The following is a 12,413-nucleotide window of genomic DNA, read 5'->3' on the forward strand; positions in this document are numbered from 1 at the left end:
GCGTAAAGGGAAACCGCAATGAAGAAACTGCTGTTCTTGTTCGACACCGATCCTGTGCCGAGCGTCTTCGATACGGTTGTCGGCTACGACGGCGGTGCAGACAATGTCACCGGCTATGCGGCAGTCGCGCCCGATAATGTCGGTGCACTGATCGATGGCTGCATTTACACGCGCGGCGGCAAAGACAAGCAGAACACCGCGATCTTCGTGGGCGGTGGCAACATGGCCAAGGGCGAAGAGCTGTTCGAGACGGTGAAGAAGCACTTCTTCGGCCCGTTCCGCGTCTCCGTGATGCTGGACTCGAACGGCTCCAACACGACGGCAGCCGCCGGCGTGGCGCTGCTGGCCAAGGGACGCGATCTCAAGGGCAAGAAGGCCGTGGTTCTCGCCGGTACGGGCCCCGTCGGCATGCGCGCCGCGGGCTTCTTCGGTATGGAAGGATGCGACGTCACCATCACTTCGCGCACGAAGGAGCGCGCCGAAGAGGCGGCGAAGGTCATCGCGAAGCGTTTCGGCATCAAGGTCTCAGGCGCCGCGGGCGCGACGGATGAGGAGCGCGCCGAGGCCGTCAAGGACGCCAATATCGTTTACTCGGCCGGCGCGATCGGCGTGCAGCTGCTGCCGAAGTCGGCCTGGGAGAACAATCCCAATATCGAGCTCCTGGCGGATGTGAACGCGCAGCCGCCCATGGGCATCGAAGGCGTCGACGCCATGGACAAGGGCAAGGATGTCGGCGGCGGCAAGCTCGGCTATGGCGCGCTTGGTATCGGCGGGCTGAAGCTCAAATTGCACCGCGAATGCATTGCCAAGATGTTCGAGAGCTCGGAAGGCGTTTACGACGCCGAAGAGATCTACGCGCTCGCGAAAGAGATGGCCTGATGACCGAGATCAAGGACACAGCGATCGAGCCGTTCCTCGATCAGCTTGCCTCCAGCGCGGCGACGCCGGGCGGGGGCAGTGCTGCCGCCATCCTCGGCGGCATGGGTGCGGCCCTCGTCAGCATGGTCTGCAACTTGACGATCGGCAAAAAGAAGTACGCCGAGGTCGAGGAGGACATGAAGGAGATTCTGGCCAAGGCCGAGGATCTCCGTCACCGGATGACGGCCATGATTCAGGACGACGTTCGCGCCTTCGATACGGTCATGGGAGCCTACGGCATGCCCAAGGAGACCGACGAGGAGAAGGCCGCCCGGGGCGAGGCGATCCAGGACGCCCTCAAGATGGCGACCGATGTCCCGATCCGTTGTTGCCGGTTGGCCCGAGAAGTCATCGATCTGGCGCTAATGGCGTCGGAGAAAGGCAACGTCAACGTCATCTCGGATGCAGGTGTTGGGGTCTTGTCTGCTTACGCAGCACTGCGGAGTGCTGCCCTAAATGTATACATCAATGCAAAAATGATTTCCGACACCAGCTTTGTGGAGTCTAAGCTAAGCGAACTGGAGGGTCTTCTCGCCGGCGCCGAGGCAACGACCGAGAAGGCATACGATATCGTAAAGGGCAAAGTGAGCTGACGCTGTCCGGCGTGGGTTCTCCCAAAAGAAAGCCCGGCGAAGTGACTTTTTAGAAGGAGGAACGACGTGGACGTTCACGAGTATCAAGCCAAAGAACTTCTGGGTAGCTTCGGCGTTCCGGTGCCGAAAGGCGCGGTGGCATTCAGCCCCGATCAGGCCGTTTACGCGGCGACCGAGCTTGGCGGTTGGAGCTGGGCGGTCAAGGCGCAGATTCACGCCGGCGCGCGCGGCAAGGCCGGCGGCATCAAGATTTGCAAGACCTATCATGAGGTCCGCGAGGCGGCGCAGGAGCTGCTCGGCAAGCGTCTGGTCACGCATCAGACCGGCCCCGAAGGCAAGCCCGTTCAGCGCGTCTATATCGAAGCGGCCGAGCCCTTCGAGAAAGAGCTTTATCTCGGCTATGTCCTCGACCGTAAGGCCGAGCGCATCCGTGTTATCGCCTCGCAGGAAGGCGGCATGGAGATCGAAGAGATCGCCAAGAACAACCCCGACGCCATTCTTCAGGTCATCGTCGAGCCGGCCGTCGGTCTGCAGTCCTTCCAAGCTCGCGAATTGGCGTTTCAGCTGGGTCTGTCGATAAAGCAGGCTCAGAGCTGCGTCTCGACCATCATGAACGCCTATCGCGCTTTCCGCGATTGCGACGCTCAGATGCTGGAAATCAATCCGCTGGTCGTGACGAAGGACGATCGCGTTCTCGCCCTCGACGCCAAGATGTCGTTCGACGACAACGCCCTGTTCCGCCGCCACAACGTTGCCGACATGTACGACCCCTCGCAGCAGGATCCGCGCGAGGCCCAGGCCGCCGAGCACAATCTCAACTATATCGGTCTGGAAGGCGACATCGGCTGCATCGTGAACGGTGCGGGTCTTGCCATGGCCACCATGGACATGATCAAGCACGCGGGCGGCGCGCCGGCCAACTTCCTCGACGTGGGCGGCGGCGCTTCGCCTGACCGCATCGAGACGGCCATGAAGCTCGTTGTTTCCGACGCCAACGTGAAGGCGATTCTGGTGAACATCTTCGCCGGCATCAATCGCTGCGACTGGGTCGCCAAGGGTGTCGTTCAGGCCTGCGGGAACCTCGACATCAAGGTTCCGCTGGTCGTGCGCCTCGCCGGCACCAATGTCGAAGAGGGCCGCAAGATCCTCGAGGAGAGCGGGCTCAAGCTGATCACGGCCGACACGCTCGCCGAGGCCGCCGAGAAAGCGGTTCAGGCCTGTCAGGGCAAGTTGCAGGCCGCGTAAAGACGATCATCGGAGAACATTCACAATGAGTATTCTGATTGACGAAAAAACCCGGGTGATCGTTCAGGGCATGACCGGCGACAAGGGTACCTTCCACGCGAAGGAAATGATCGAGTACGGCACGAACGTGGTCGGCGGTGTGACGCCGGGCAAGGGCGGCGGCCGGCATCTCGACCGTCCTCTCTTCAACACGGTCAAAGAGGCGGTCAAGGAAACCGGAGCAGAGGCTTCGATCACCTTCGTCGCGCCGGCCTTTTGCGCGGACGCGATCATGGAATGCGCCGACGCCGGTATAGAGCTGGTTTGCTCCATCACCGACGGCATCCCGGCGCAGGACATGATGCGGGTGAAACGCTATCTGATGCGCTATCCGCGCGACCGCCGGACCATGATGGTTGGTCCCAACTGCGCGGGCATCATCAGCCCCGGCAAGTCCATGCTCGGCATCATGCCCGGCCACATCTATCTGCAGGGCCGGGTCGGCGTCATCTCGCGCTCCGGCACGCTCGGATACGAGGCTGCGGCGCAGATGAAGGATCATGGCATCGGCATCTCGACATCCGTCGGCATCGGCGGCGACCCGATCAACGGGTCCTCGTTCCTGGATCACCTTGCTCTGTTCGAGGAGGATCCGGAAACCGACGCTGTGCTGATGATCGGCGAGATCGGCGGTCCGCAGGAGGCCGAAGCCTCGGCATGGATCAGGGACAACATGTCCAAGCCGGTGGTCGGCTTCGTCGCGGGTCTCACGGCACCGAAGGGTCGCCGCATGGGCCACGCCGGCGCGATCATCTCGGCAGCGGGCGACAGCGCAGCCGAGAAGGCCGAGATCATGAAGGCCAACGGGCTCACCGTGGCCCCGAATCCGAGCGAGTTCGGTTCCACCGTCGCCAAGGTTCTGGGAGTCTAAGGAAGACGCCGGACACCCCCGGGTCATAGATGCGGCCTATGCTAGAACCGGCCTTTTCCAGACGAGCCAACAATTGCAGGTGGGACCGATCGGCCCCATCTGGCTGCCAGTCGCCGGACACGGCGGTCGGAATACAGTGTGCTGAGCGTCGCGTTCGACGTTCGGCTTCGAATAAGAAAACCGGTCGGTGAGATCGGAGTGCGGGCGTTAATCATGGACGAGGATGTGAGAGATGGCGATGTGGTGGCCGATGTGGCCACTGCAGCCAAGATCACGGGTACATCGCCGGAAGCGCCGCCGAGATCTTGTTCGACCTTCTGCTCGACGTCGTCCGCCGCCACCAGCCCGAGCTCGAGCCGGTCCTGACCGGCTCGGCCGAGAAATCCATCACGGAGTTCTCGCCCGAGCTGATGGCCCGCGCTCTGTCCGCGCAAGGAATCTGGTTCCAGCTCCTGTCCCTCGCCGACCAGAACGCGACGATGCGCCGGCGCCGCTTCATCGAACGTACGCGCGGCCGTGATGCGTTGCTGGGGACCTTCGATCACGTCCTGACCGAGGCCCGCTACGCCGGTGTCGGCGCGCGTGAAATCCAGAACCTCCTGGAGACGTTGCGCATCCGTCCGGTGATCACCGCGCATCCGACGGAGTCCAAGCGCGTCACCGTCCTCGAGAAGTACCGCAAGATCTACCTCCTGCTCCGGGAGCTTGAGGGGGTCCGCTGGACCGACCGGGAGCAGCAGCAGATACTGGCCGACATCAGGGATCAGATCGAACTGGTTTGGATGACCGGCGAGCTGCACCTGCAGAAGCCCACGGTCGAGCATGAAGTCCTCCGGGGGCTGCACTTCTTCGACGAGACCCTGTTCGAGAAGGCGCCGGAGATGATGGGTCTGCTCGAAGGCGCGCTGAAGCGGAACTATCCCGACACCGATTTCGACCTGCCGCCCTTCTTCCAGTTCGGTTCTTGGATCGGTGGCGACCGTGACGGCAATCCGTTCGTGACCACCGAGGTCACGGGCTGGGCGCTCCGCAAGAACGCGATGGCCGCCTTGCACCACTACCGCGATCGTCTCATCGCCCTGGCCCGCTCGCTGTCCATCAGTCAGCGCGCTCTTCCGGTGCCGGAGGCTTCCAGGAGGACCTGGCATACGAACTGCGGGCGAGCGGTGCCGGAGACACGATCAAGGAGCGCAATCCTGGCGAGCCTTACCGTCAGTTTCTGACCTGCATCTTGCGCAAGCTCGACGCCACCATTCAGCGGGCCGAGGGCACGGAGATCGAAGTCGGCACGCCCCACTACACCAATGCAGACGAGTTGATCCACGATCTGCGGCGCATGGAGCGCGCGCTGACGGAAGCAAGAAGCCCGACGATCGCGGCCGACATGGTGTGCCCGGTGCGGCGCGCGGTCGAGTTATTCCGTTTTTCGACAGTGCGGCTCGATCTTCGCGAGAACACGACACGGACCACACAGGCCGTGCAAGCCTTATGGTGGAGCACCGAAGGCCATGCCGAGGGCGATCCGCCGGAGCTTGGCTCACCGGAATGGCGCGCCTGGCTGCTACGGGCCCTGGCCCGTCCGCTTCCGTCCGATCCCACCGGCGAACCGATGCCGGCCGAGGCGGAAGAGACCATCGCGATGTTCAAGCAGGCGGCGGAGATCCGCCGCGGTCTCGACCCGGACGCCTATGGGTCCTTCATCATTTCCATGACCCGGTCGGTCGACGATATTCTCGGCGCATATCTCCTCGCAAAGCATGGCGGCCTGTTCCTGGACGCGGCGGGCACGGAGATCTGCTCCATGCCGATCGTGCCGCTGTTCGAAACGATCGACGACTTGCGCGCGGCCCCCGCCATCATGCGCGAGGCGCTCGCCATTCCGCTGATCCGGCGTTCGACCCACTGGCAGGGCGGTCTCCAGGAGGTCATGCTCGGCTACTCGGACTCGAACAAGGACGGCGGCTTCGTCGCCTCGAACTGGGAGCTGGCGAAGGCCCAGTCGCAGCTCACCCGTGTGGGCGAGCGAGCCGGGACGCCGATCTCCTTCTTCCATGGCCGCGGCGGTTCTGTGTCGCGCGGCGGCGCGCCTACGGGCCGCGCCATCGCCGCGCAGCCGGCGGGCTCCATTCGCGGCCGGTTCCGCGTCACGGAACAGGGCGAGGTCGTCTCGTACAAATATGCGAACAAGGGAACGTCGCTGTACCAGATGGAGCTGCTCGCCTCGAGCGTGCTGCAACATGCGCTGAAGTCCGAACGCGAAGCGGCGCTGAAGCCCAAAGGCGAGTTCGACGATGCGCTCGAGGCGCTGTCGGGCCTGTCGCGCGTGGCTTACGACAAGTTGCTTTCCAATCCGGATCTCGTTGCCTATTTCCAGGCGGCGAGCCCGTTGGAAGAAATTTCGATGCTCAATATCGGGTCGCGGCCGGCCCGCCGGTTTGGGGCGAGTTCGCTGAAGGACCTGCGGGCAATTCCCTGGGTCTTCGCCTGGTCCCAGAACCGGCACATGATCACCAATTGGTACGGTGTCGGTGGAGCGCTTCAGAGCTTTCTCGAAGTGCGCGGCGACAAGGGCGAACGCCTTCTCGCCGACATGTTCAAGAGTTCGCGCCTGTTCCGCCTGATCGTCGACGAAGTCGAGAAGGCGCTCGCGCGGGTCGATCTCAAGATCGCGCGGGACTATGCGAGCCTCGTGTCCGACGAGCAGGTGCGCGAAACCATCTTCACGATGATTGAGAACGAGTACGCCCTCACGCGGGACATGGTGCTTTCGCTTTCGGGCAGCACCTTCCCGGGTGAGCGTTTCAAGCAATTCCAAGCATCGCTGGCCGAACGGTTGCCGACGGTCAATCAGGTTAGCCGGGAACAGGTGGAACTGTTGCGCCGGTTTAGAGCAAGCGACAACGAGCAGGAACGCGAGTCCTACAAATCCGCGCTGTTGCTTTCCATCAATACCGTGGCCGCCGGTCTCGGCGCCACGGGTTAAATCAGGAGGAGAATGAAATGAGCTTTACGCTGATCCAGCAGGCGACACCCCGTCTGCATCGTTCGGAGCTGGCCGTGCCCGGCTCCAACCCCGGCATGTTCGAGAAGGCTGCGGCGAGTGCTGCGGACGTGATCTTCCTCGACCTCGAAGACGCCGTCGCTCCCGACGACAAGGAGCAGGCCCGCAAGAACATCATCGAGGGTCTGAACGACATCGATTGGGGCGACAAGACCATGATGATCCGCATCAACGGTCTCGACACCCACTACGCCTATCGCGACGTGATCGAGGTTTTGGAGAACTGCCCGCGGCTCGACATGATCCTGATCCCCAAGGTCGGTGTGCCGCAGGACGTCTATGCCATCGACATGCTCGTCACGCAGGTCGAGCAGTACAAGAAGTACGAGAAGAAGCTCGGTCTCGAGCTGCTGATCGAGACGGCGCTCGGCATGGCCAATGTGGAAGCCATCGCCCAGTCGAGCCCGCGCGTCGAGGCCATGAGCTTTGGCGTTGCCGACTATGCCGCGTCCACCCGCGCCCGCACCGTGGGCATCGGTGGTCCGCACCCGGACCACGGCGTGCTGACCGACGCCGACGAGAGCGGTGAGCGCCAGTATCATTGGGCCGACCCTTGGCACTATGCCCTGTCGCGCATGATGGTTGCGTGCCGCGCCTACGGCCTGCGTCCGATCGACGGTCCCTTCGGCGACTTCTCCGATCCGGACGGTTACAAGGCCGCCGCCAAGCGCGGTGCGGTGCTCGGCTTCGAGGGCAAGTGGGCCATCCACCCCTCGCAGATTCCGCTCGCCAACGAAGTTTTCTCGCCGGCAGCTGCCGAGGTCGAGAAGGCTCAGCGCATCGTCGACGCCATGAAGCAGGCCGCCAAGGAAGGTAAGGGTGCCGTGTCGCTCGACGGCCGTCTCATCGACATCGCCTCGATCCGCCAGGCCCAGGCCCTGCTGGACAAGGCCGCGCAGATCAAGGGCTAAACCCCTCGATAGCGCACATAGATACGCGCTCAAGCCGGCCGAAGGCCGGTAGCGCAAATCAAAACGGCCGGAGTTCGCTCCGGCCGTTTTTTGTTGGCTCGGGCAAAAGCCGCTGCTCGGCTCTTCGACTAGTCCGTCGCGGGCGCTTCGTCCGCGCCCTGGAGCAGCAACAGCAGCGGCCTCGCATCGACTTTGCCGGGCTCGTGATAGGGGTTGCTCATGGCAAAGATGATCGCGCCTGTGACGCCCGTCGTGAAATAGAAGATGCAGGCGAAGGCGATGTTGATGGGTGTGAGCCGAAATACGCCGAACAGGAAGGCGAGGAAGGCAAAGCAGATCGCGAAGAACGCCCAGAAGGGCGTCGAGACCAGGGGTTCGCGCGAGCTGATCAGCTTCTTACCGCGCAAGTCGATGAGCTTGCTGCAGGAGCGCTGAAATTCGCTCTTGGCCCACGCGATGTCGGGGGCGTCATTCTCGGCCGGCAGCATGCCGCGGCAACTCTCGCCCAAATAGGTGTTGGTGAGGCGGCCGGCACTACCGACCCCTTCGCGTGCCTGAAACTCCTTGAGAGACCGTTCCGCAAAGGCGCGCAAGTTGCCCTGGACCTCGGCCTTGTTTGGAAGTTCCTGGGCGTTGCGGACGAAAAATTGCAGCGTGCCGATCAGCCGCGCCTCCTCCTGCAGATCGCGTTTGGTCTCGATGAGGTAGGCAGCGGAGGCCGCGAAGATCAGGCCGCAGGCGATGCCGAATATGGCGGCCACGCGGAACCCGGCCACGCCGGCGACCTCCTTCGTGTCCTCGTCGCCAAACCGCTTGAACAAGAAGTGGCCGATAAACTGGAGGGCGATCCCCGCCAAGGTCACGGCAATGCCCGAGATGAGGCCCACCAGGAGAAAGTTGTCTTGAATTCCCATGCGCCCGTGTCTAGCGGAAGAAATGCCGGAAAGGCAATCGGCCGTCGTGGCGATTCACGATGCCTGGGGGCGGCACAGTGGAGGACACGCCCGGCCGACCGGCCGACATGAAAACGGCGGCCCCGCAGGACCGCCGTTCTTGAGCTCAAGCATCCGCCGAGCGCTTAGCCGAGAAATCTAGTCGACAAACATGGGAATGCGCAGCACCTGTCCCGGATAGATCTTGTCGGGATGGGAGAGCATCGGCTTGTTGGCTTCGAAGATGGTCATGTACTTGGAGCCGTCGCCATAAGACTTCTCGGCGATGGCCCAGAGCGTGTCGCCCTTGGCGACCGTGTGGAACTTGCCTTCCGGTTTGTCGTCGGCCGCCTTCAGGGATTCGTCGACCTTCGAGATGCCTTCCACATTGCCGGCAGCCACGATGATCTTCTCGCGCGTCTCCTGATCGGGTACGTCGCCGGTGACCTTTACGGTCTCGCCGTCGACCTCGACCTTGATCTTGTCGGCCAGGCTCGGATCGCCGATTTCCTTGGCGATGGCCGCGGCGGGATCGCCCTCCGCGGCATCCGCGCTCGATCCAAAGATGCTCTTGCCCGCGTTCTTCACGAAATCAAAAAAACCCATGTCGTTTCCTTTCCTCGAATGACAGGCCCTCAACCAAGTTTGAGGGCCGCTTGGTTAGTACCGCTCGAGCGCACCCGTCGGATGCGCTCGTCGCAGTCTCTCCGGTTCCTTGCAGACGGACAGCCTAGGCCGCCGGCGCGCCGACCATCTGATGCAGCCGGGCGACGGCATCGGGGTCGATACCGGCTCCCTGGGCCAGACCTTTCAGGAAGGTTTTCTCGGCCGGCGTGTCGACGGAGATCGCCATCAGTGCCGCCGCATAGACCTGAATGCCGACTTCCGGGTTGGGAATGGCTTTCACCAGCCCAGCCAGATCCTGCGGCTTCGCCATCTGGGTCTGAACGAATTGTTTCTCGTCGTCGGTGATGCCGCCCTCTGCGAGCTTGCCCGTCAGCTTCTGGATCTCGTCCTGCGAGACCTGGCCGTCGGACTTGATGGCTTCGATCATGCCGCGCAGGCATAGCTCGGCCGTCTCGGGAGCTGAAATCTGTTTCACTTCGGTCTCGGTGAGGCCGAGAGCATTGACGTTGTCGCCGGCGGCCGACTGGGCCTGCCAGTTCTTGAGAGCCGACAGGGCCAGCGTGCCGAGAATGGCCATGGCGCTGCCGCCAACCGCGCCCTTCGCGGAACTGCCGCCGCCGCCGAGGATCGCGCCCGCCAGAGCGCCGAGACCGCCGAGCTCGCCTTTGCTCATGCCGCCGACACCGCTCGGTGAGCCGAGCATGCCGCCGAGATTGCCGAGGATGTCGCCAAGCCCCCCGGAGGATTGACCGCCGGAAGCCTGGCCGCTGGACGAATTTCCACCGCCGAGAACGCTGCCGAGGATGTCGCCAAGACCGCCGGAACCTTGTCCACCGCTCTGGCCACCTAGAAGGCCACCCAAGATATCGCCCAGGCCGCCTGCCGAGCTGCCGCCTCCAGCGCTGCTGCCGGACGACGAGTCGCCTAGAATGCTACCGAGAATGGCGCCGAGATCGGCGGAACCCGATCCGCCGCCTAGGCCGTCCGGGCCCGTGGCATGTTCGACCCGCTGCTGTGTCTGGGGCGACATGCCCTGACGGATCATTTCACCGACAATATCTCCGAAGTTCATGACAGCCTCCGCTTGCAGAAACGCTTCACGCACAATGCACCTATTGGTGTGGCAGATGACAAACTGGCGACATTGTCTCTCGGACCCCTTGCGTCGCCTCGCACCCTCCGGCCCGCGGACGCGGACCGTCCACCAGGCGGTGGCCGCTGTCATGTAGGAACGGTCTCGCGGCATTACCAGGGTGTTACAATGCCCTGTGCAACAATCGAACGAAGGATGGCGTGATATGACAAGGTTAGTCACAGCAGCGGCCCTGGCCGCCCTGACAGTTCCCGCAGTTCTTAGCGTTTCGGCACAGGCGCAAGTGTCGGACGCGGTCCGTAATGCTTGCGAGAGAAAAGCAAACAAGGTGACGCCGCCGCTTCGAGCCGGTGAACGCGAGGCGTATATCACCAACTGTATTGCCGACGCGGCGCCGACACCCGGAGCGACCAAAAAGAAGAAGTACTAGCGGCGGATCTGCACGATTACAGAAGGCGGCGCCTCTCGATAGGTCACGGCGTTCGACGGCAAGGCTCTCCCGCATTCTCGTGAAATGGGTGCCGCGCGGTTCGGAATGCCGCGGCTCGGGGGGCGATTCGCAGGGCCCAAGAAACCGCCCGAGAATCCGTAAGTGCCGTCAGGGGGCCGCAAATATGGCCATGCATGCGCTGTTGCGCCACGCCCACAAAACCCGCGTTTTTTTGAATTTCGCGTCACGATCCGGAAAGTGGGCTTGCGCTGCCGGGGCTGTTTGGTAGGTTGCGCTGCCGGGAACAAAGGGACTTTGAATCATGAAGAGTGTATTTTTTGGACTGTTGATCGTGGGCTTTACGGCTGTCTCTTTCGCCGGTGTGGCCAGCGCGGATGCTTACACGAAAGCCATTCGTGCGAGCTGCAAGCAGGACTATAAGCGGCACTGCAGCGACAAGACGATCGGCTCCAAGCAGCTGGAAGTTTGCATGCGGCAGAAGCGGAACAGCCTTTCCAAGACCTGCCAGTCCGCTCTGAAGGCAGCCGGCTACCGCTAGTCAGCGCTCTATAATAGACGACCAATCGCTGAATGTTGCCGCGACGCCGTGGAGCGTACCGCTGGCGTCGCGCAACTGCCACAAGACGCCATCCTCGATACGGAACCGGCGGCCGGATTTCGATATCCGGATGCCGGTGTAGCCGGTTGCAAAGCCGTCACGCGCTACCGCGTCCAGGAGCCTCTGGCGTTCGGCCCGGTTGGGAGCCTCTGCGGACAATCGCGAGGGCATACCGACCATTTCCTCCCACTCGTACTCGAATAGGGCCTGTGCGGCCTTATTGGCGTAGAGGAACAGAGGGTCGGCCGCCGTGTTATGTGCCAGAACGCAGTTGGGCGCACTGGCGTAGAGCCAGTCTGGGCCGTCGCCGCCACATCCTTCGAGAAAGGGCGGCGAGCACGCAAGCAACCGCTTGTAACTGTCGGCAAGAAGTCGGAAAAAGGCGGGGTCTGTGGCGATTGTCATGGGTGGTGAGGTTTGAACGGGCGCTAGGGGCATGAGCCACGGTCCGTCTTTCGCGGGTAGCCAGCGATGCTGATTGTCGCCTTCGGTATGATGTTCACCGCTTTGCTGGTCTTCCTACTCTGGAACCTTTTCATCAAATGCCGCGCATTCTGGCGGGCACGCAAGTCCCGACCTCGGCGCCGCACGGGCGCGGCATAGACATCCGGGCATTGCCGGCCGGTACGTCTTGTTTACCCTTCGGCGCTAACCTTCCTCAAGAGCGGTGAGCCGGGGCGCGAAGCGGGAATCGTCACGCTGTCGCGGAATTGCCCGTAGCTTCCATTGAAACAGTCACACCAAGTCATCAGACTTGCAGCAACGTCGCCGCGAAATCGCCGTGGCGGCATCGTCTGATTGAAACTGCCTCTGCATGCCGCGCGTTATCCAGCGGCGGATTGGGGTATTCCATGCGTAGAGCGGGGTTTTGCGATGACCAAGGATACGACGATCACGGCACATGATGGCAAGTCACAGGCGAAGCCACGTGCTGTGAAGCCAGTTGCCTCAAAGCCAGCTGTTTCCAAGCGGAAATCTAACAAGAGCAAGGGCGGAGTTCCGGCCAAGGCCGTTGCGACGGCACCGACCAACGCCGCGGTCAAAAAGGCCGCCAAATCAGTGGCCAAGGTCCAC

At 62.7% G+C, this 12,413-nt stretch carries 10 protein-coding genes and 1 pseudogene; 7 read left to right on the plus strand and 4 right to left on the minus strand.

From position 1 onward, the window contains the following. Positions 1–18 precede the first annotated feature (18 nt). From AUC70_RS03300 to AUC70_RS03325, 6 genes and pseudogenes are all read left to right on the plus strand, one after another. Entirely contained in the window at positions 19–879 is an 861-nt protein-coding gene (locus AUC70_RS03300) for an NADP-dependent methylenetetrahydromethanopterin/methylenetetrahydrofolate dehydrogenase (protein ID WP_069443592.1), read from the plus strand. After that, a complete protein-coding gene (fchA, locus tag AUC70_RS03305; protein WP_069443593.1) occupies positions 879–1,511 on the plus strand; it encodes a methenyltetrahydrofolate cyclohydrolase in 633 nt (210 codons plus the stop codon). The genes AUC70_RS03300 and fchA overlap by 1 nt, the downstream gene beginning before the upstream one ends. Positions 1,512–1,577: 66 nt before the next feature. Continuing rightward, positions 1,578–2,756: a malate--CoA ligase subunit beta gene (locus AUC70_RS03310; protein WP_069443594.1), complete on the plus strand. Its 1,179-nt coding sequence runs from the start codon at positions 1,578–1,580 to the stop codon at positions 2,754–2,756. A 25-nt stretch (positions 2,757–2,781) separates the two neighbouring features. Continuing rightward, positions 2,782–3,666, plus strand: coding sequence for a succinate--CoA ligase subunit alpha (gene sucD / locus AUC70_RS03315; protein ID WP_069443595.1), 885 nt, complete (start codon positions 2,782–2,784; stop codon positions 3,664–3,666). Positions 3,667–3,941: 275 nt separating this feature from the next. Continuing rightward, a pseudogene (locus tag AUC70_RS03320) lies at positions 3,942–6,649 on the plus strand (phosphoenolpyruvate carboxylase); the annotation flags it as partial. A 17-nt stretch (positions 6,650–6,666) separates the two neighbouring features. Further along, a complete protein-coding gene (locus AUC70_RS03325; protein ID WP_069443596.1) occupies positions 6,667–7,638 on the plus strand; it encodes an HpcH/HpaI aldolase/citrate lyase family protein in 972 nt (323 codons plus the stop codon). Positions 7,639–7,766: 128 nt separating this feature from the next. Here AUC70_RS03325 and AUC70_RS03330 read toward each other — a convergent pair whose 3' ends face one another. From AUC70_RS03330 to AUC70_RS03340, 3 genes are all read right to left on the minus strand, one after another. Beyond that, complete coding sequence (locus AUC70_RS03330; RefSeq protein WP_069443597.1) at positions 7,767–8,552, minus strand: hypothetical protein; 786 nt, start codon at positions 8,550–8,552, stop codon at positions 7,767–7,769. Positions 8,553–8,729: 177 nt separating this feature from the next. Continuing rightward, positions 8,730–9,176: a peptidoglycan-binding protein LysM gene (lysM, locus tag AUC70_RS03335; RefSeq protein WP_069443598.1), complete on the minus strand. Its 447-nt coding sequence runs from the start codon at positions 9,174–9,176 to the stop codon at positions 8,730–8,732. Positions 9,177–9,300: 124 nt separating this feature from the next. Beyond that, positions 9,301–10,269: a tellurite resistance TerB family protein gene (locus AUC70_RS03340; RefSeq protein WP_069443690.1), complete on the minus strand. Its 969-nt coding sequence runs from the start codon at positions 10,267–10,269 to the stop codon at positions 9,301–9,303. Positions 10,270–11,042: 773 nt separating this feature from the next. On the opposite strand from AUC70_RS03340, the gene AUC70_RS03345 reads away from it, so the two are divergent. After that, positions 11,043–11,279, plus strand: coding sequence for a hypothetical protein (locus AUC70_RS03345; RefSeq protein WP_069443599.1), 237 nt, complete (start codon positions 11,043–11,045; stop codon positions 11,277–11,279). Here AUC70_RS03345 and AUC70_RS03350 read toward each other — a convergent pair whose 3' ends face one another. Further along, the gene (locus AUC70_RS03350) at positions 11,280–11,744 is read right to left on the minus strand and encodes an MEKHLA domain-containing protein (protein WP_069443600.1); all 465 of its coding nucleotides are present in this window, start codon (positions 11,742–11,744) and stop codon (positions 11,280–11,282) included. Positions 11,745–12,413: the final 669 nt, after the last annotated feature.

It is taken from the genome of Methyloceanibacter stevinii (assembly GCF_001723355.1).
GTDB classification, from domain to species: domain Bacteria; phylum Pseudomonadota; class Alphaproteobacteria; order Rhizobiales; family Methyloligellaceae; genus Methyloceanibacter; species Methyloceanibacter stevinii.